This is a genomic window from Sphingopyxis sp. (assembly GCF_965227415.1).
Taxonomy (GTDB): domain Bacteria; phylum Pseudomonadota; class Alphaproteobacteria; order Sphingomonadales; family Sphingomonadaceae; genus Sphingopyxis.
On record NZ_OZ245749.1, the window covers coordinates 3093440 to 3113146 of the forward strand.

Annotated in this window: 16 protein-coding genes; 11 read left to right on the forward strand and 5 right to left on the reverse strand. The window is 63.3% G+C overall.

Annotation, left to right across the window (positions count from 1 at the left end):
- The first annotated feature begins 37 nt into the window (after positions 1–37).
- Positions 38–1465, forward strand: coding sequence for an aldehyde dehydrogenase family protein (locus tag ACO055_RS15105; RefSeq protein WP_422059659.1), 1428 nt, complete (start codon positions 38–40; stop codon positions 1463–1465).
- Positions 1452–2660, forward strand: coding sequence for an acyl-CoA dehydrogenase family protein (locus ACO055_RS15110; protein ID WP_422059660.1), 1209 nt, complete (start codon positions 1452–1454; stop codon positions 2658–2660). The genes ACO055_RS15105 and ACO055_RS15110 overlap by 14 nt, the downstream gene beginning before the upstream one ends.
- Here ACO055_RS15110 and ACO055_RS15115 read toward each other — a convergent pair.
- Both ACO055_RS15115 and ACO055_RS15120 read right to left on the reverse strand, forming a co-directional pair.
- Positions 2657–3673, reverse strand: a complete 1017-nt coding sequence (locus tag ACO055_RS15115; protein WP_422059661.1) for an acyl-CoA dehydrogenase family protein — start codon at positions 3671–3673, stop codon at positions 2657–2659. The genes ACO055_RS15110 and ACO055_RS15115 overlap by 4 nt on opposite strands.
- Complete coding sequence (locus ACO055_RS15120) at positions 3674–5290, reverse strand: GMC family oxidoreductase (RefSeq protein ID WP_422059662.1); 1617 nt, start codon at positions 5288–5290, stop codon at positions 3674–3676.
- Between the two features lie 120 nt (positions 5291–5410).
- Here ACO055_RS15120 and ACO055_RS15125 point away from each other — a divergent pair, with 120 nt between their 5' ends.
- The 5 genes from ACO055_RS15125 to ACO055_RS15145 are packed head-to-tail and all read left to right on the forward strand — an operon-like array spanning position 5411 to position 10923.
- Entirely contained in the window at positions 5411–6589 is a 1179-nt protein-coding gene (locus tag ACO055_RS15125) for an aromatic ring-hydroxylating oxygenase subunit alpha (RefSeq protein ID WP_422059663.1), read from the forward strand.
- A 37-nt stretch (positions 6590–6626) separates the two neighbouring features.
- Positions 6627–8126, forward strand: coding sequence for a class I adenylate-forming enzyme family protein (locus tag ACO055_RS15130; protein WP_422059664.1), 1500 nt, complete (start codon positions 6627–6629; stop codon positions 8124–8126).
- Between the two features lie 19 nt (positions 8127–8145).
- Positions 8146–9357, forward strand: a complete 1212-nt coding sequence (locus tag ACO055_RS15135) for a cytochrome P450 (protein ID WP_422059665.1) — start codon at positions 8146–8148, stop codon at positions 9355–9357.
- Position 9358: 1 nt separating this feature from the next.
- Positions 9359–9757 (forward strand): Zn-ribbon domain-containing OB-fold protein, encoded by a 399-nt coding sequence (locus ACO055_RS15140; protein WP_422059666.1) that lies wholly within the window; start codon positions 9359–9361, stop codon positions 9755–9757.
- The gene (locus tag ACO055_RS15145) at positions 9757–10923 is read left to right on the forward strand and encodes a thiolase C-terminal domain-containing protein (RefSeq protein WP_422059667.1); all 1167 of its coding nucleotides are present in this window, start codon (positions 9757–9759) and stop codon (positions 10921–10923) included. The genes ACO055_RS15140 and ACO055_RS15145 overlap by 1 nt, the downstream gene beginning before the upstream one ends.
- Here ACO055_RS15145 and ACO055_RS15150 read toward each other — a convergent pair.
- A complete protein-coding gene (locus tag ACO055_RS15150) occupies positions 10920–11516 on the reverse strand; it encodes a TetR/AcrR family transcriptional regulator (RefSeq protein WP_422059668.1) in 597 nt (198 codons plus the stop codon). The two genes, ACO055_RS15145 and ACO055_RS15150, sit on opposite strands and share 4 nt — an antisense overlap.
- A 139-nt stretch (positions 11517–11655) precedes the next feature.
- The gene (locus ACO055_RS15155; RefSeq protein ID WP_422059669.1) at positions 11656–12375 is read right to left on the reverse strand and encodes an SDR family NAD(P)-dependent oxidoreductase; all 720 of its coding nucleotides are present in this window, start codon (positions 12373–12375) and stop codon (positions 11656–11658) included.
- A gap of 76 nt (positions 12376–12451) precedes the next feature.
- Here ACO055_RS15155 and ACO055_RS15160 point away from each other — a divergent pair, with 76 nt between their 5' ends.
- The 4 genes from ACO055_RS15160 (at position 12452) to ACO055_RS15175 (ending at position 18084) form a co-directional block, all read left to right on the forward strand.
- On the forward strand, positions 12452–13336 hold the full coding sequence (locus ACO055_RS15160) for an alpha/beta fold hydrolase (protein WP_422059670.1): 885 nt from the start codon (positions 12452–12454) through the stop codon (positions 13334–13336).
- Positions 13337–13461: 125 nt separating this feature from the next.
- Positions 13462–15906, forward strand: coding sequence for a TonB-dependent receptor (locus tag ACO055_RS15165; protein WP_422059671.1), 2445 nt, complete (start codon positions 13462–13464; stop codon positions 15904–15906).
- Between the two features lie 120 nt (positions 15907–16026).
- Complete coding sequence (locus ACO055_RS15170; RefSeq protein ID WP_422059672.1) at positions 16027–17250, forward strand: NAD(P)/FAD-dependent oxidoreductase; 1224 nt, start codon at positions 16027–16029, stop codon at positions 17248–17250.
- A 63-nt stretch (positions 17251–17313) separates the two neighbouring features.
- On the forward strand, positions 17314–18084 hold the full coding sequence (locus ACO055_RS15175) for an SDR family NAD(P)-dependent oxidoreductase (protein ID WP_422059673.1): 771 nt from the start codon (positions 17314–17316) through the stop codon (positions 18082–18084).
- Positions 18085–18106: 22 nt separating this feature from the next.
- Here ACO055_RS15175 and ACO055_RS15180 read toward each other — a convergent pair whose 3' ends face one another.
- Positions 18107–19375 (reverse strand): integrase arm-type DNA-binding domain-containing protein, encoded by a 1269-nt coding sequence (locus ACO055_RS15180; RefSeq protein WP_422059674.1) that lies wholly within the window; start codon positions 19373–19375, stop codon positions 18107–18109.
- Positions 19376–19707 lie beyond the last annotated feature (332 nt).

Consider the following 19707-nt stretch of genomic DNA (forward strand, 5'->3'; position numbering starts at 1 on the left):
GCCGCGGAATAGCGGACATTCATGGGTGAGAGGTCGAATGAACGAAAATTTTGCAATGACGATCGATGGACGCGCCGCCTCCGCCGCCGCGACGATCGACGTGCGCAACCCCGCCACCGGCGAGATATTTGCCAAGGCGCCCGACGCTTCCGCCGCTGATCTCAATGCCGCGGTCGCCGCCGCGACGCGAGCCTTTCCGGCGTGGCGCGACTTGGCGATCGCCGAGCGCAAGGCGTGCCTTGTCCGCGCCGCCGAACTTATCGAGTCGCATGCCGACGAACTGGCAGCGCTGTTCGTGCGCGAACAGGGGCGCCCGCTTCCCGGTGCGATGGCCGAGATCCAGGGCGCCGCGATGTGGATGAAGGCGACGACGATGCTCGATATCCCGGTTGACGTCACCGAGGACAGCGACAGCCGCCGGATCGAAGTTCATCATGTCCCGCTTGGGGTGGTGTGCGGGATCGTCCCGTGGAATTTCCCGGTTCTCCTCGCCTCGTGGAAGATCGCCCCGGCGCTGATGGCAGGCAACACGCTGGTGCTGAAGCCGTCGCCCTTCACGCCGCTCTGCACGCTGCGCATCGGCGAAATCGTCCGCGATGCCTTCCCGCCCGGCGTGCTCAACATCATCAGCGGCGGCGATGCGCTCGGCCCGCTGATGACCGCGCATCCGGGTTTCGCAAAAATCAGCTTCACCGGCTCGACCGCGACTGGCCGCCGGGTGATGGAAACGGCGGCGAAGGATCTGAAGCGCATCACGCTCGAACTTGGCGGCAACGATGCTGCGATCGTGCTGCCCGACGTCGATATCGATGCCGTGGCGGCGCAATTGTTCGAGGGCGCGTTCAACAATACGGCGCAGGTCTGTGTGGCGACCAAGCGGCTATATATCCACGCCGATATTTACGACCGGCTGCGCGATCGCCTCCACGAGCTCGCGAAGAGCCTGCCCGTCGGCGACGGAGCGGAGCAGGGCAATCGCTACGGCCCGATCCAGAACGAACCCCAATATCGCCGCGTCCTAGCGCTGCTCGACGATGCGCGCGCGGCCGGGTTGACCCTGCTCGAAGGCAGCGCGGTGCCCGACCGCGGCTATTTCGTGCCGCTGACGCTCGTCGACAATCCGCCCGAGGACAGCCGCGTCGTGGTGGAAGAGGCCTTTGGGCCGGTGCTGCCGCTGCTCAAATTCACCGATGTCGACGATGTCGTCGCGCGTGCGAACGACAGCGATTATGGGCTCGCGGGCGCCGTATGGTCGGCCGATGTCGAGGCGGCGACCGCGATCGCGCACCGGCTCGATACCGGGACGGTCTGGATCAACCAGAATTTGCAGTCGACACCCTTCACGCCGCTCGCCGGGGCGAAACAGTCGGGCTTCGGACAGGAAAATGGCCTACCCGGTCTCCTCGAATTTACCCGGTCCAAATCGATCTTCATTCCCAAGGGCGGCACTAATGGCGCAGCTTGAGCCAATCGACGAGGCATTTCGCATCGAAGTTCGCGCCTTCTTCGAGACGGCGCTGACACCCGAACTCCGCCGTGCCGGCAAGCTGATGACCAGCGTCTACGCCGATCATGCGGCGCAAATGGCGTGGCATGCGAAACTGCATGCCAAAGGCTGGGTCGCGCCGGGCTGGCCCGTCGAATATGGCGGCTGCGACTGGAGCGTGGTGCAGCATCATATCTTCGCGAGCGAGCGCGTACGCACCGGCGCGCCGCCTGTCTCGCCGATGGGGATCCAGATGGCGGGCCCTGCGATCATCGGCTTCGGGACGGCCGAGCAGAAAGCCTATTATCTTCCGCGCATGCTCTCGGGCGAGCATTTCTGGTGCCAAGGCTATTCCGAGCCGGGCGCCGGGTCGGACCTCGCCGCGCTGCAGACAAAAGCGGTGCGCGAAGGCGATATGCTCGTCGTCAACGGGAGTAAGATCTGGGTGACACATGCGAATGTCGCCAATTGGGTTTTCTGCCTGGTCCGGACCTCGACTGGCGCGCGCAAGCAGCAGGGCATCACTTTCCTGCTCATCGATATGGCGTCGCCCGGGGTGACCGTTCGCCCGATCGTCATGGCGTCGGGCGAACATATTCAGAATGAGATTTTCTTCGACGACGTCCGTGTGCCCGTCGCCAATGTTCTCGGCGAGATTGACGATGGCTGGACGGTCGCCAAATATCTACTCGAGTTCGAACGCGGCGGCAGCGCGTACGCACCCAAGATCGAAGTCGCACTTGACGAACTGGCCGGGCAGCTCGCCGATCTGCCCCCCGCCGCCGGACGGATGCAGCTCGAAGCCCGCATCGCCGAGGCGCGCATCCGCTGCGATATTCTCGCGCAGCTCGAGAGCGACATCCTCTCGCGCCTGTCGGCTGGGGAGCCGGCGGGAACCGACGCCTCGATGATGAAGATCCTCGGAACCGAATTGCAGCAGCGCGTAACCGAACTCGCGCTCGAGGCCGCGGGTCCGCTCGCGCGCGCCTATCAACCAGGTGTCGCGATGCCGGGCGGACCGATCCCCGGCTATCTCGCCGACGATTATTGCAGCGGCGAGATTTGGCAGGCCATCGCGCCATTGCACTATTTGAACGAGCGCGCGAGCAGCATCTATGCCGGGACTAACGAGATCCAGCGCAACATCTTGGCAAAGGCCGAGCTCGGACTTTAGGCGAGCGCCATGTAGCGGGCGAGATGCTCGTCGCGGCCGCCGAACTCGCTCTCGATCACCGTCAGCCGCTTGAACAGCGCCGATATCGGCAGCGCGTCGGTCATCCCCATGCCGCCGTGTAACTGCACAGCATTCTGCCCCACAAAGCGGGCGGCGTCCGCCACCGCGACCTTGGCCGCGCTGACGGCCTTGGCGCGCGGGCCGGGTGCGAGCTCAAGAGCATCGACGGCGAGCGTTGCCGCCGCGGCAGCACGGCGCGCCTCGATGTTCATGTCGACGAGCCGGTGCTGCACAACCTGGAAATCGGAAACCTTCTGGCCGAACTGCTCACGGTCGCGGCAATAGTCGCGTGTGTCGGTGACGAGCCGCGCCATGATCGCGGCGGCCTCGGCGGCAACTGCTGCCGCGCCGACATCGAAAATCTGTGCGATGTCGTTGGGCGTCAATGCGAGCCGCGCCGAGGCGGGCAGCGATACATGGTCGAGCAATATGTCGGCGGCCCGCCGGCCGTCGATCGTCGGATAGGCCTTCATAGCGACCGCGTCGTGCGGCACGAGAAATGCGGCGCGCCCTTCGTCGGATTGCGCGATCAGGATCAAGACGTCCGCTTCGGCCGCCCCGATCACGAGCAATTTGCCGCCGCCGAGGCGCCAGCCGGTGGCCTCGCGCTCGGCGCGTGCCGGATCGGCGTCGTCGAGCCAGGCAAAGGCGAGGCGCGCCTCGCCCACCGCGACGCGCGGCAGCCAGCTCGCTGCATGGTCGCCGCCCGCCCGATCGAGCAGGGTTCCGGCAAGCAGCACCGATTCGAGATAGGGAAGCGCGATCGCGCGCTCGCCAAGCAGTTCGAGCACCGCGAAACCTTCGCGCGCCGCAAGGCCGAGCCCGCCATGCGCCTCGGCAAAAGGCAGCCCGAGCACCCCCGCGTCGGCTAGCTCCCGCCAGCCATCCTCGCCGGCTTTAAGCCGGTCGAACCGCGCGCCGAGCGCATCCTTCAAGGCGACTGCATTTTCCATTTACACGGTCCCCGCTGCCCGCGCGTCGCGCAGAATGATATCGGCGGCGCGCCAGGCCATAGCCATCGTCGGTCCATTGGTATTGCCCGAGGGGATGACCGGCATGATCGACGTGTCGATCACGCGCAGCCGGTCGGTCCCTCTCACGCGAAGCGCCGGGTCGACCACCGAGGCGTCGTCGGCGCCCATGCGGCAGCTCCCCACTGCATGATAGCCGCAGGTGCCGAAGCGGTCATAGGCGGTGAGGATCTCGGCATCGGTGGCGAAGGCCGGGCCCGGCATCGTCTCGCCGGCGATTAGCCCGGCGAGCGGCGCTTGCTTTGCATAGTCGCGCATCACCCGCACCGCTCCGACCATCGCGGCGCGGTCTTCCTCGGTCGAGCGGTAATTGGGTCTGAAGCTTGCCGCGATATCTGGATCGCGCGTCGCGATATGGATGCTGCCGCGCGAGGTCGGGCGAAGCGGATAAATGACGGCGTTGATCCCCGGATGTTTTTCAAGCTCGGCGCGCTGCTTTTCGAAATTGAAGCTGAACGGCGCGATCAGCATCTGCGCGTCGGGCCGGTTAAGCCCGGGGCGCGTCTTGAACCAGCCGCCAATCTCATAGGCAGCGGCGGCCATCGGGCCGTCGCCGGTGAGATAATAGCGCAAGGTCGCAAGCAACAGCCGCCAGCCGCCGAAGACGCGGTTCTGCGACATCGCCGCCTTGGTCAGCTTCCACTGCATGATGATGCCGCGATGCTCAATGAGCCCTTCGCCGACCTGCGGATTATGGTGGATGAGCGGGATGCCGAGCGCGGCCAGGCGGCTCGAATCGCCCACGCCCGAGCGCTCGAGGATTCCCGGAGAGGCCATGGCTCCGCCGCACAATATGACTTCCTGCGCGGCTTCGATGCGTTCGCGCGCGCCATGGTGGACAAGCTCGACCCCGACCGCGCGCGTGCCTTCGAACAGGACGCGGTCGACCGTACGGTCGGTCAATATGGTGAGATTGGAGCGCTTCTCGGCGGGCCGCAGAAAGGCCTCGGCCGCGCTCTGGCGCTTCCCTTTGAAGATGGTGCGCGGGGCATAGCCGATCGCAACCTCGTCGTCGGGGGCGTTGACGTCGGCCTTCCGCGTCCAGCCCAGCGCCTCACCCGCCGCGATCTGCGCGTCGGAAATCGGCAGACGCTGCGTCGGCATCGATATCTTGAGCGGACCTTTGTCGCCGCGCGTCGCATCGGCGCCGAGCTCATGATTCTCCAGTTCGCGATACGCGGCGCCGATATGCGTCCAGCTCCAGTCGTCGCTCGACTTTTCGGCGATCGCATCGAAATCGGCCGGCTGGCCGCGGACATACATCATGCCGTTCACCGAGGACGATCCGCCGAGCACCCGGCCGCGCACCCACGCCTCGGACCGGCCTTCTGTCGCGTCTTCGGGTTCGCTCATATGAACCCACAGGTGCTTGGGATCCTTCATCACTTTCGCGAGCCCCTTGGGCATCGAAATGAACGGATGCCGGTCGCGCGGCCCGGCTTCGATCAGGGCAACCTGGACCGCGGGATTCTCGGACAATCGATACGCCAGCACGCAGCCAGCAGCGCCCGCACCGCAGATGATATAATCGAAGCGCATCCTCTTATCCCTTCAAGCGAGCCGCCTTTTCGAGGTCCCGTCCGCCACCCATAAAAAACTATTGTCATTAGGTAAAGCCTCGAATAGGGTCGAGGCGTTGATCAGGAGAGGATCAGTCCCATGAACCAGGTTGCAGAGGTCGAACGGCCCGCACGCAAGGTCACGACGCTCGGCGATCTGACCGTCAGCCAGAATGAGGCGATTCGCAAGATTCCCGCCGAGAAGGACGCTGTCGTCGAACCCTTTGGCGCGACTCGGCCCAATGCGATCTTCACGAGCCGCGATCATTACGACCTTGAACAGCTGAAGATCTTCCGCCGCTTTCCCGTGCCGGTCACCGTGTCGGCGCTGCTCGAGCCCGGCAGCATCGTGGCATGCGACGGCTATGGCGTGCCCTTGCTCGTCTCGCGAACCCGCGACGGCACGATCAAGGCCTTCGTCAACGCGTGCCAGCACAAGGGATCGAAACTTCTCGAGGATTGCGCGGTCCACAAACAGGGCCGCGTGACCTGTCCCTATCACGCCTGGACCTATGGCATCGACGGCAAGCTGATCGGCGTGTCGCGCAGCGAGGCCTTTCAGGATTTCGACAAGAGCAAGCGCGGCCTCGCCGAACTCGAAGCACGCGAGTGGGGCGGCATCGTCTATGTCCAGCTCAACCGGGACGTGCCCGCCGACTGGTCGCAGCTGTCGCCGCAGATCGCCGGCGATTTCGAGGCGATCGGTATCCCGGCGGCGCATGTCTATGGCCGCAAGACCTTTGACCTCAAGGCGAACTGGAAAGTCGTGCTCGAGCCTTTTCTCGAAGGCTATCATGTCCAGCGGCTCCATGCCGCGTCGATCGGCGACAAGTTCCAGGACGCCCCCAATATCGTCGACATGTTCGGACCCAATATCCGGCAGGTCTCGGGGCGCATCGGTTATGTCCCCGAAATGCTCGACGAGGATCCCTCGACGAACGTCCACAAGCTCGTCACTCACGCCTATACGGCCTTCCCTAACTGCGTGATCGTCACCAGCCAATATTATACGAGCGTCATGCTTCTTATGCCGCGCGATACCGACCGCACGATCGTCGAATATTTCATGCTAACGCCCGAGGCTGCGTCGACGCCCAAGGCCGAAGAGGTGTTCGCACGCTCCTACGAGCTGATCCTGTCGGTCTTCGGCGGCGAGGACTTCCGCGCCGCGGAAATCAGCCAAGCGGGGCTCAATGCCGGCGTACCGAGCGAGACCATCTATTGCGGGCTCGAGACCAATATCGTCAAATATTATGAGGCGCTCGAAGCGCTTCTGTAACGACAAAGCCGGCGACCGACCGGGTGGAGAGGGATGAATGGCGCAGACATTGCCCGGCGCAATTGCATGGTGGGCGCGGATGCGGCCCGACCAGCCCGCCGTGGCGCTGGCGGGCGACCGGCTGACCTATCGCGAGTATAAGGACTGGGCCGACCGGGTGAGCGCGATGATCGAGGCCGACGGGCTGCGGCCCGGCGACCGTGTGGCGATCTGCTCGACCAACAGTCTCGCCTATTGCGCGTTGATCATGGGGATCATCGGCGCGGGCGGGATCGTCAGCCCGGTCAATTTTCGCTTTACGCCGCGCGAAATACGCGAACTGTGCGAGACCACCGAGCCGAGCTTCGCTTTCGCCGCGAGCGAATTCGAGGCCAATCTTGTCGCGGCCGGCCTGACGCCGCGCGCAATGTCCGAGATCGACGCGCTGCGCTTTGGCGACAACGCGGCGGTCGCGCACGATCCCGATCCCGATGCGCCAGTTGTGATCATCGCAACCAGCGGCTCCACCGCAAAACCCAAGGGCGTGGTGTTCACCAACCGGTCGATGACCGGTTATGCTGCGAGCTGGGCACTCGAAGATACCGCCTCCTCGGCCGGAGCCCGGGTAATCAGCCTAGCGCCGCTCAACACCTCTGCGGGTTTCGTCCAGCTTATCCATTATACGGTGCAGGGCTGCACCGTGTTCATGGAACCCGCCTTCGTCCCCGAGGCGATGCTGCAACTGCTGCAGGACGAAAAAATCACCTGCTTCGGTGCCGTGCCGACCTTTTTCGAAGCGATCGCGCGCTGTCCCCGTTTTGCCGAGGCCGATCTGTCTTCGATCCGCCTCGCGACCGCCGGGGGATCGCGCGTCAGCAAGCAATTGCTCGACGCCTACAAGGCCAAGGGCATCACCATCCGCCAGATCTACGGGCAAACCGAAATCGGCGGAAACGGTACGATGATGCCCGAGCATCTGGCGCTCGCCGAGCCTGAGAAATGCGGCTGGGGCGGCATCTTCATGGAACTCAGGGTCGTCCGGCCCGACGGCAGCGATTGCGATCCTGGCGAGCCCGGCGAGATATTGATGCGCTCGCCCGGAATGATGCAGGGATATTGGCGCAACCCCGAGGAAACGGCCAAGGCGATCCGTGGCGGATGGCTCTATTCGGGGGACATTGGGACACTCGACGAGCACGGCCTCCTGACCTTCGTCGACCGCATGAAGGATCTCATCATCTCGGGCGGGCTAAACATTTCCGCGGCCGAAGTCGAGAGGGTGGTCTGCGAATTTCCCGGCGTGATCGAGGCGCTGGCGATCGCGGCCCCCGATCCCAAGTTCGGCGAAACGCCCCTAGTCGTCTATCATGGTTCGATCGAGATCGATGTGGCGGCGCTGATCGAGCACTGCAACGCCAACCTGTCGAACTACAAGGTCCCGCGATACGTCGCGTTTTCACCCGAGCCGCTGCCGCGGCTCGCCACCGGCAAATTGTCGAAACCCGCCGTGCGCGAGCGCTACGCCGCTGCCCACGAAACCCTGAAACGCGTCCGATAGGGACGCAAGGAGCCACGAAATGAGCGCAGCCGCTCTCCCCGTACCCGACTATATTCCGGCGCATCTCGTTTTCGACTTCGACATCTATGGCGATCCGCGCATAGGCGAGGATGTCCAGGGAACCTATGCAGCGGCGCTCGAAGACGCGCCCGATATCTTCTGGACGCGGCTGAACGGCGGTCACTGGATCGTCAAAAGTTTCGATGGAATCAGCCAGATCGTGCTCGATCCCGAGCATTTCTCGGTCCGCGAAATGCAGATCCCACGCGTCGAAAATCCACCCTTCTTCATTCCCCTCAGCCTCGATCCGCCCGACAACCTGCCCTATCGTCGGGCAATGATGCCGATGTTCGGGCCGAACGCGATCAAGGCGCTCGAACCCCGCATCCGCGAATGGGCCGCCGGCTTTGTCGATGCGGTCGCCGCAAACGGCCAGTGCGATTTCCAAGCCGATGTGTCCAAAGTGTTTCCCGTCACCGTTTTCATGGAATTGATGGGAATGGACCTCGCTCGGCTCCAGGATTTCCGACATCTCGCCGAGAATTTCTTCTCGGCGCAGGGCGACGGCGCCGAGATTAGCCGGCTGAGCGGGCTCATTCTGGGCGAACTGAAGGCACTGATCGAAGCGAAGCGGGCCGCGCCAGACGACAAGCTCATGTCGCACTTCGTCCATGTCGATATCGACGGGAAGACGATGAGCGACGATGAGATATTGGCGATGAGCTTTGTTCTCTTTCTCGGCGGCATGGACACGGTCACCAATGTGACCGGCTTCGCATTCCAGCAGCTCGCCCAAATGCCCGACGTGCAGGCGCGTCTCGCCGCAGACCCGTCGCTGATCCCGGCCTTCGCCGATGAGGCCGTGCGGCTTTACGGCGTCGTCAACACGCCGCGGCTCGTCGTCAAGGACAAGCAGATCGGCGAGGCGCAGTTTCGCGAAGGTGCGATGGTCCTGAATATCCTTTGCCTCGGCAGCCGCGATCCCGCGAAGTTCGACCAGCCGAACATCTTCGACCTCGATCGCAAGAAGACCGCCCATTTGACCTTCTCCTCGGGACCGCATCTGTGTGTCGGCCATGTGCTCGGACGCGCCGAGTTGCGCATCCTCACCGAGGAGTGGATCAAGCGCATTCCCTCGTTCCAGGCGACGCCGGGCGAACGGCACGCCTTCCGAATAGGCACTGTGATGGCGCTCGAATCGCTGCCGCTCGAATGGGCGGAGGCGAGCTGAAATGAGCAATGTCGACGGGGCGGACGCTCCTTACTGGAGCGGGCTCGCCGAAGGCCGGCTGCTTCTTCCTCGCTGCACCGCCTGTGAGACGTGGATATGGCCCGCCGTGAGCCGATGCGGCCATTGCGGCAGCGACGCGATTCACTGGATCGAGCGCGCCCCGAACGGCCGCATCTTTTCCTGGACGCGGACCTGGCACCGCTTCGGGCTTACCGAGCATCTCGATCTTCCCTTCGTGTCGATCGTGGCGACGGTCGACGACTGCGGTATCCGCCTGCTCGGGCGGCTCGATGATCCCGATCAAGTCGATCCGGTCATCGGCGAACCGATTTCCGGCCGGATCGGCGCGACCCGCGCCGGCGAGCGCGACATTCCCACCATCCTCTGGAGTCGCAGCTGATGCATCCGCTTTTTGGCACGACCGCGATCGCCGGCATCGGGCTTCGCCAATATCGACGCGGCACCTCGCCGATGCCCGAGCAGGGCGTCCTCGCCGAAGCCATTCTGACCGCCTGCGCCGATGCGGGCTTCGATCCTGCCGATGTCGACGGCTTCGTCTCTTATGGCGACGACAAGAATGAGCCCGTGCGGCTCATGTCGACGTTGGGCACGCGCGAACTCAAATGGTCGAGCCTCGTCTGGGGCGGCGGTGGCGGAGGCATCGCCGGCGCGTTCGGCCTCGCGGCGGCTGCGATCGTGTCAGGTCAGGCGAGCGCGGTGGTCATTTTCCGCGCACTCGTCGAAGGATCGAGCGGCCGTCTGTCTGCAGCGGTCATGGCACACCATCTCAACGACCATATGCTCGCGGCAGGGCTCGTCGCCCCGGCGCAGATGTGCGCGGTTCGCGCCAACCGCATGTATGAGCATCATGGCGTGCCGCGCGCGGTTGCGGAGGAGCTGGTGCGCGCTTCCTATTATCATGGCGCGCGCAATCCCGAAGCGGTGGCCTATGGGCGCGATCTTGACGTCGAGGCGTTCCGGACCTCGCGCTGGATCGCCGAGCCCTTCCGTCTGTTCGACTGCAGCCGCGAGAATGACGGGGCCGGCGCCTTCCTGATGGTGTCCGCCGAGCGCGCCCGCGACCTGCAAAAACCCCCGGTCTATCTTCTCGGCTGCGCCAACGGCACCGAAAAGGGCTGGGGAGACCTCCTCGAGAATGACGATGAGACGCTATACGCGACCGCGGGCTTCCGCCCGATCGCGCGGCGCCTCTATGCCGACACGGGCTTGTCGCCCGAAGACATCGACGTCATCCAGCTCTACGAGAATTTCAGTGCGCAGGGGGTCGCATCGCTGATCGACCATGGTTTCTGTACCTTCGAAAATGTGGCCGACGTCGTGCAGTTCGACAATCTGATCGCGCCCGGTGGCAAGCTTCCGATCAACACAGGCGGCGGCAATTTCGCGCAGGGTTTCGTTCACGGCATCGGCACCGCGATCGAGACGGTGAAGCAATTGCGCGGCGAGTCCGCGAACCCGGTTCCCGGTGCCGAGACATGCCTGCTCGCGGGCGGCCCGGGGGCACCCACCGTCAGTTCGGCGATCTTCGGCAATGTCCGCCCCTAGACGGGCAATCTGCTTCGCTCGGGCGGAAGCGGCTGCCCGAGCGAGCTCGTCCGGATCCGCTCGCGCACCCCGATCAGGAAGATGCGGATCGACTCTATGAACAATTCCTCGTCATCGAGCGGGTTGTCGGCGATCGCCTTTGCGAGACTGGGATATTTTTCGGGATCGACCGCGGGCATGGCGGGGAGGCCGCGCGCGCGCGCCGCTGCTTCGAAAAGCGCCGTGCCATAAGTCAGGCGCTCGATCGCCTCGATGACGACCATCTGATAATTGGTAGGAAAGGGCTCTTCGGCCGCCGCGCGATCATAGGCGGCGAGGAGAATATGCTTGGGAAAATATCGCAGGATGAGGATCGCGGCATTCGGGTGCCGAAGCAGCTGTCGGCGGGTCGAAACGCAGAGCGTAATGATCCGCTCTTCATAGGTGCTCCCCGTCATCTTCATCGCGGGCAGGCGGACGAGCATGATCCGCGCCACTTCCTGAAGCAGCTCCGACTTGTCCTTGAAATGATGATAAAGCGACGGCGGCCTGACGCCGAGCTTGCGCGCGACCAGCCCCAGGCTCAGTTCTTCAAGCCCATGCTCGTCGATCACCTCGAGGGCGGCTTCGGCCGCTCCAGCGCGCGAAATGAGAGGTTTTAACGGTCGGGCCAATGGGAGATCCTCTTGCTTGCGCTGCACATGGCAGCGGATCACATATAGGGCTAGCCTAAAAGGAGAAGGTTTCGAACCCTCATCGCAGCATCAGGCCGCCGTCGACAACAATACTCTGGCCGGTGATGTAGGACGCCTGCGGCGAGGCGAGGAACAGCGCCGCGGCGGCTACCTCGGCGGGAGTGCCGAAGCGCCGCACCGGGATCGTGCGCAGCGTGTTGCCGGCTTTTCGTTCGTCGGCGCGGACCCCCGCGGTCATTCGCGTTTCGATGAACCCCGGCGCCACCAGATTGACCCTGATCCCGTCGCGTGCCCATTGGTCGGCGACAGCGCGGGTAAAGCCCATCAGGCCCGCCTTGCTCGCGGTGTAGGCGGGCGCATAGCCGATGGCGATGAAGCTTGCGCAGGATCCGACATTGACGATGGTTCCCCCGCGTTCGCGCAAGACCGGGTGGAAGAGATAGCAAAGCTCGGCCGCGGCGTTGAGGTTCACCTCGATTACCAGCCCATAACCTTCCGTCGAATATTCGTCAGGATGCGACTGGCCGGCATTGTTAACGAGAATGTCGATCGGCCCCGCGGCTTCGGCAAGCCGCGCGCGGTCTGCCGGCTCGTCCATCCGGGCCTGAATATAAGTGAAGAGCGAAAGGTCGTCCGGATAGTCGCCTGGCGCTTTGCGCGTACCGCTGATGATTACATGGGCGCCGCTCGCGGCAAAGGCGGAGGCAATGCCGAGGCCGATGCCCTGGGTTCCTCCCGTGACCAGCACGTTTTTGCTGCTGAAATCAAATGCCATCATTAAATCTCTCCCCGCCCAACAATCTATTGACGTTAGATAAAGTCAAGCGCAATATTTCTGGAGGAGATGGATCGACATGACCGGGACTTTGCGGACGACGAGCTATCTGGCTCCTGACGGTGTGCGCCTTGCCGCGGATCGCGGCGGCAATCCGAGGGACCCTGCCGTCATTCTGCTTCATGGAGGCGGACAGACGCGGCACAGCTGGAGCCGGGTTGTCGCCCGGCTGCTCCGGGAAGGCTTCCAGGTTATCAACTTCGACGCGCGCGGGCATGGCGAAAGCGACTGGTCGCCGGCGGGCGCCTATGCGCTATCCGATCGCGCCAGCGATCTCGCCGCGGTGACAGCCGATCTGGACGTCCCATTCATTCTTGTCGGGGCTTCGTTGGGCGGGGCTACATCGATTGTCGCGATCGATGCCGGGCTGCGGCCAGCGGGCCTCGTTCTCGTCGACATCGTTCCAGAGCCGGAACCCAAGGGCGTCGAGCGTGTCGTCGCCTTCATGAAGGGGCATGTCGGAGGATTTTCGACGATCGACGAGGCAGCCGCGGCGGTCGCCGCCTACAACCCGCAGCGAGTCCGGCCGATCGACGGCAGCGGCCTCATGAAGAATCTGCGAAAGCGCGGGGACGGCCGCCTGCACTGGCACTGGGATCCCCGCATTATCGATGTGGCCCCGACAGCGCATAATGCCGTGCTGCGCACCGCGTCCGAATCGCTCCGATCGCTTGAGGATTTGCCTGTCCTTCTCGTGCGCGGCCTCGCAAGCGATGTCGTCAGCGATGCTAGCGTCGGGGCATTCCAGCGCCAGCTGGAGAGGCTCGAGGTCCTTGATGTCGCAGGTGCCGGCCATATGGTGGCGGGCGACCGGAACGACGCCTTTAGTGACGGAATCGTCGATTTTGCGCGCAAGACCATCGGCCTGATGCAGGCGGCGCGGCGCTTCGAAAACGGCAACTGAGCGGCTTTTCAATCGACTCACAAAGAACCTACTCGCGTTAAATTCTTCGATTGACATATAACCTAATGAGCGTAGTTTATCGGACAAGGCCGCGGATGACGGCCTGTCTTTAGGAGAGGATTCTCATGACCCGCAGTGCTTCGCTTCGCGCCATCCGCTACGCCTGTCTGACTTCTGTCGCCGCCATCGCCAGCTTCGCGGTCCCGGCGCACGCGCAGACACAGCCCGCCGCTCCGGTGCCAGCTGCCGACGAGCTCGGCAATGTTCCTACCGAAGGCGAAATCATCGTCACCGCGCGTCGCCGCGACGAGCGCCTGATCGACGCACCGGTCGCGATCACCGCATTGGGCGGCGCTACGCTCGACAATTATGCGGTTACCGAGTTCAGCGACATGGCCTCGCTCGTCCCGACGATGGTCGCCGGCAAGGCGGCCTCGGGGTCCTCGGCCAGCATCTTCCTGCGCGGCGTCGGTTCGACCGCGCTCAGCGCCGGTTTCGACCAGTCGGTGTCCTTCGTCGTCGACGGCATGCCGATGAGCCGCGGCCGCGAAATCAGCCTCAGCCAATATGATGTGCAGCGCATCGAAGTGCTCAAGGGCCCGCAGGCGCTCTTCTTCGGCAAGAATGCCACCGGCGGCCTGATCTCGGTCAGCACGAACAATCCACGCGATGTTTTCGAAGCCGGCTTCAAAGCGGGCTATGGGTTCGAGGCTAAGGAAAAATATGGAGAAGGCTATATTTCGGGACCGCTCGCCGACGGGCTTCGCGCCCGCCTGGCATTCCGGGTCTCGGACAGCGAAGGCGCCTTCACGAACACGGCCGCAGAAACCTATCTCGATCCGCTTGGCATGGAGCGCCACCGTAACAGCAAATATCGCGGCTACGGCCGGACCTATAGCGGCCGCGCGACGATCGAATGGGATGCGACCGAGAATCTGACCTTCCAGGTCAAGACCGGCTACACCGACCAGAAGGATGGCGGACCGACCGACATCCTCGAACGGATCTGCGGCGGCGGACGCACCGTCCCCTTCGCCGCCAATGGCGTCCCGCCGAGCCCGAACGCCGATTGCACGGTCAATGGCCGCTCGGACAGCTCGTCGATCCCGCAGGCCGTTGCGGCAGCCGATTATCGTTACGCAGGCGATGGCCATATGTACGCACGTCTGAAGTCGGGCTTCGGCATATTGACCGCGACGCTCACGAGCGACGTCTTCGACGTGACGTCGATCACCTCCTATTATCGCTTCAAGCAGACCGACCTCAACAATGTGTCGGGCGAAGCCTATCCAGCGACCTTTGCGCAGCTTGCCGATTATCGCCAGACCGCCGAGGAATTGCGCTTCCAGTCGAAATGGGACGGGTCAGTGAATGTCCTGTTCGGGCTGTTCGCCTCGAGCAACAAGTTCATCTTTAACACCGATGCCTATATCTTCCCGGTACCGATCAGCCCGATCACCAATACCTACACCACCTTCAAGCGCGACGATGGCTTCAGCGGCAGCTCGATGTCGGCATTCGGCGAAGTCACGGCGAACATAACCGACTCGATCGAGCTCGCGGGCGGCGCGCGCTGGAGCTATGAATCGCGCGACAGCTACCAGCGTTCGCGCCCGGCGCATGTCGCTTTTGCGGGCGCCTTTCCTGGCGGGATCAACCTCGAAGACCGTTATCGCGAGACCGATGTCTCGCCGCAGGTCACGCTCCGTTACAAGCCGTCACGCGACCTGACTTTCTATGCCGCATATAAGGAAGGCTTCAAATCGGGCGGCTTCAACATCTCGCAGTCGCTGACGCCTGCCGCCTCGGTGGCGGCCGGCCAATATGGCGCCGAGCGCGCCCGTGGCGGCGAAGCCGGTGCCCGCGCGATCCTGCTCGGGGGCGCGCTCTCGCTCAACGCGACCGCTTATCTTTATGACTATCTCGACCTCCAGGTGCAGAATTTCGACCCGGTGACGATCGGCCAGGTCGTCGCCAACGCCGGAACGCTGCGCGTCAAGGGCATCGAGGGCGATTTCAACTGGCGTCTGGGCGGCTTCTCGTTGCGCGGTGCGGCAGCGTATAATGATGCCTCGTACAAGGACTATATCGGGCAATGCTACGCCGGCCAGACCGTCGCGGCCGGGTGCAACCTGCTGGCGCCCGCCCCGGGTGCGGCGTTTACCAGCCAAGATTATGATGGCCGCACCCCGCCCAAGGCCCCGCGCTTTGCCGGCCGTATCGGTGCAAGCTATGATCTGCCGCTGACCGATTCAGGATGGACGCTCCAGCTCTCCAGCGACGTTAGCTATTCGGGCAAATATAATTTCACCGACACATTGCGCCCCGACGGTATCCAACCGTCCTTCACGAAGATCGATGCGTCGCTTCGGCTGAACGGGCCGGATGATCGCTGGACGATCGGACTGATCGGGCGAAACCTCACCAACAAGCTGGTTGTCACCGCAGCAAACGACATTCCGTTTGCCGGCGGCACAGGGACTGGGACGGGGACGGGCGTATTGGCTGACATGTCGGCATTCGTCGACAACCCGCGCGAGATCTTCGTAGAGGTGGGCTTCAAATTCTAAAGGGGGAGCGGAGGGTGGTCCTTGTGGCCATCCTCCGCCGATTACAGTCCTCCCGATGCATTTTTTCGTTTCGCTCACCTTCCTGAAACATATTTGCTTCGATCAGCGGAGAGCGGCAAGATGCATTTCGACGTGGTGATCGTGGGCGCGGGACATGGCGGCGCGCAGGTCGCGATCATGCTGCGAACCCAGAAATTCACCGGCAGCATTGCGATTATCGGCGACGAACCCGAGCTCCCGTATGAGCGCCCGCCGCTGTCCAAGGAATATTTTGCGGGCGAGAAAGAATTCGAGCGCATCCAGCTGCGCCCCGCCAAATATTGGGACGAGCGCGAGGTGACGATGCTGCTCGGTAAGCGCGTCGTCTCGGTCGATCCGGTCGGGCACAATGTCACGACCGAAGGCGGCGACACGATCTCCTATAACAAGCTCGTCTGGGCGACCGGCGGCAGCCCGCGCATGCTCCCGATCCCCGGCGGAGACCTGCCCGGCGTCCAGGGCGTGCGCACCCGCGCCGATGCCGATGCGATGAAGGCCGCGTCGGAGACCGCGGGCCAGATCGTCGTGATCGGCGGCGGCTATATCGGGCTCGAGGCGGCGGCAGTGCTGCGCAAGGCGGGCAAGAAGGTCGTGCTGTTGGAAGCGCTCGACCGCGTCCTCGCGCGCGTCGCGGGGGCCGAGCTGTCGCGCTTCTATGAACGCGAGCATCGCGAGCATGGCGTCGATCTGCGGCTCGGCGTTTCGGTCGCGTCGATTGAGGGCCACACTCACGTAACCGGGGTGCGCCTTGCTGACGGCGAAGTCATCGCCGCGGATCTCGTCATCGTCGGCATCGGCATCGTCCCCGCGGTTGAGCCGCTGATCGCGGCGGGGGCCGAGGGCGGCAACGGCGTGCTCGTCGACCGCCTCTGCAAGACGAGCCTGCCAGACATCTATGCGATCGGCGACTGCGCCGCGCATGAGAATGACTATGCTGAAGGCGTCGTGATCCGGCTGGAATCGGTACAGAACGCCAATGATCAGGCGAATGTCGTCGCCAAGGGCATCGTCGGCGACGAAGCACCTTATCATGCGATCCCCTGGTTCTGGTCGAACCAATATGACCTCAAGCTCCAGACTGCGGGGCTGTCGACCGGCCACGACCGCGCCGTGATGCGCGGCGACCCGGCGACGCGCAGCTTTTCGGTGGTCTATCTGAAAGCAGGCCGCGTGATCGCGATCGACTGTGTCAACGCGACCAAGGATTATGTGCAGGGGCGAATGATAGTGACCGTCGGACTCCAGGCCACTGCTGAGCAACTCGCGGACACCGAAACACCGTTGAAAGCGCTCCTGCCAGCCTAGCGGCTGTGCCTTTGCCCTCGGAATTTCTTTCAACAGACATCACGATGACCAGGAGTAGCGCCAATGACCGTTCCCTTTGATTGCGCCGGCCGGGTGGTACTCGTGACCGGCGCGTCCTCCGGAATCGGGCGCCGCTTCGCGACCATATTGGCGCAAGCGGGAGCGGCTATCGTTCTCGGCGCGCGGCGTACCGACATGCTCGCTGACCTCGAGCGGGAGATCAGGGACAGCGGCGGCAAAGCACAGGCCGTCGCCATGGATGTGGGCGACGAGACATCGATTATCGGCGCTTTCGATCTAGCCGCCGATAGTTTCGGGCCGGTCGATACGGTCGTCGCCAATGCCGGGATGAGTGCGCCGGGAAGCGCTATGGGTCTCGAGGCGGAGGCGTTCGACCGGATGGTTTCGGTCAATCTGCGCGGCGTGTTTTTGACGGCGCGCGAGGGAGCGCGGCGCATGGTGGCGGCCGGCTCGGCGGAAAGCGGGCGCGGCCGGATCATTCTGGTCTCGTCGATTACCGGTGCGTGGGTGCCGTCGGGAAGCGTCGGATATGCGGCGACCAAGGCGGCCGTCAATCAGATGGGCCGGGCATTCGCAAAGGACTGGGCGCTCAAGGGGATCAATGTGAATGTCCTGGCGCCGGGATACATGGTGACCGAACTCACCGATGAGATGTGGGACCTGCCCGTCGGTCAGAAATTGCTCGCCGAGTTCCCGCGTCGCCGCATCATGTCCGCCGCAGCGCTGGACCCGATCCTTCTCTACCTCGCGTCCGATGAGAGTGCTGAAGTGACGGGTTCGATTTTCACCATCGACGACGGGCAGACGCTCTGAACTGCGCGTTCGGTGCTGCCATCTAGGCGACGCTGCGCATCAACTGGTGCTTTGCCGCGCCGCAGGCCAGCAAGCGCTCGATTTCGGCCGAGGTGCGTTCGACCGCGAGCTTCAATGCCTCGTCGATATGGACATAGTCCTGGGTCACATTCTGGGAGGCATGGCCGAGCATCGCCCGGATCGTCAGTTCGGAAAATCCGAGATCTCCGGCGACGCTCCCGAATGTGTGGCGAAGCGTGTGGGGCGTCACCCTTTCAATTCCGGCCAGTCCACAAACGCGCCGCAGGCACTCGCTGACGGCGGTGAAGGGCCCGTCGCCGACCGATGAAGGGAACAGGTGCGGATTGCCGGCGATCTCCACCTGCGTTTCGACAACCCGGACCGCAGCGGGTCCAATGGCGCGGACTTGCGCACCGCCCTTGGTATCGGGAAAGACGACATAACCGCGATCGGCATGAACCCAGCGGCGGCGCATCGCCTGCGCTTCCTCGCGGCGATAGCCCGTTAAAAGCAGGGTGCGCAGCACGCCAAGGGCAACGGGATTCTCCCCGTTAGTCTGAGCATAGGCGATCGCCTTTCCCATCATTTCGATCTCGGCGACGCTCAGCCTTCTTGTCCTCTTCTTCCCGGCGAGCTTCTTAGCCCCTAGGGTTGGATGGGTATCCAGCAGACCTTTATGCTTCGCATGCCCAATGATGGCTTGGAGCGATCCGACGCACCGCCCCGCCACGCCTGGTCCGCCAGTCGCCACGCCGCCCCGGCCTCCGGTCCGCGGCTTGGCCGTCTTGCCGTTCTTCACATCGGTCTGCATCTGCTCGACGTCGGGAATCCTGAGATGCTTGACGATGCGGTTGCCGAGAAGCGGGACAATGTGCGTGCGAATGCGGCTCTCATCCATGTCGAGCGACGAGGATTTGATCGGTCGATTGTTGCGACCCAAAATGTTGCCAGCTCGCGCCTCGGTCAAATACCAGTCGCACATATCCGCAACCGTTATACCTTGTCGAACCTGCCGCATCTTGTCGGCGGGATCTTCTCCGACAATCACTTCGGCTAGTTTCACTTTCGCGAGGTCGCGAGCTCCGTCGACGGTCAACACCCCAAAGCGTCCGAGATTCATGCGGCGCCTTATTCCCTCGGAATTGCGATACTGTACGACAAACGTCTTGATCCCGGATGCCATGACCCGGACTCCGAACCCCTTTACTTCCGTATCCCACAGGATGACCTGACTATTTTTGGGCGGTTGGAGGGCATCCACGGCCCGCTTTGTCAATTTCGCGATCGGCATACCCATCTCCTCGTGGAGACACGGCTTAGCGAATGCGCCATGTCTCCAATGTGTCTCCAAATAAAAGGAAACCACGGACATCTCCCGGATACAGGGCATCGCCCTTTAAATCAAGAAATAGAGCAAATATAGGGGTATAGCGCACTTTAAGAAGTTATGGAGAAGTTGCAATCGCATGTTGCCAAGGTTGGGGTCGAGGGTTCGAATCCCTTCGCCCGCTCCATCGTCGTTTGTACGATATCGTTGCCGAAACTTTCCCATCACTGACAGAATCCGTGCCGATATCGGAAATATCGATTTTGTCTCCAAGCCAAAGGTTCGGGTCGAAGGTT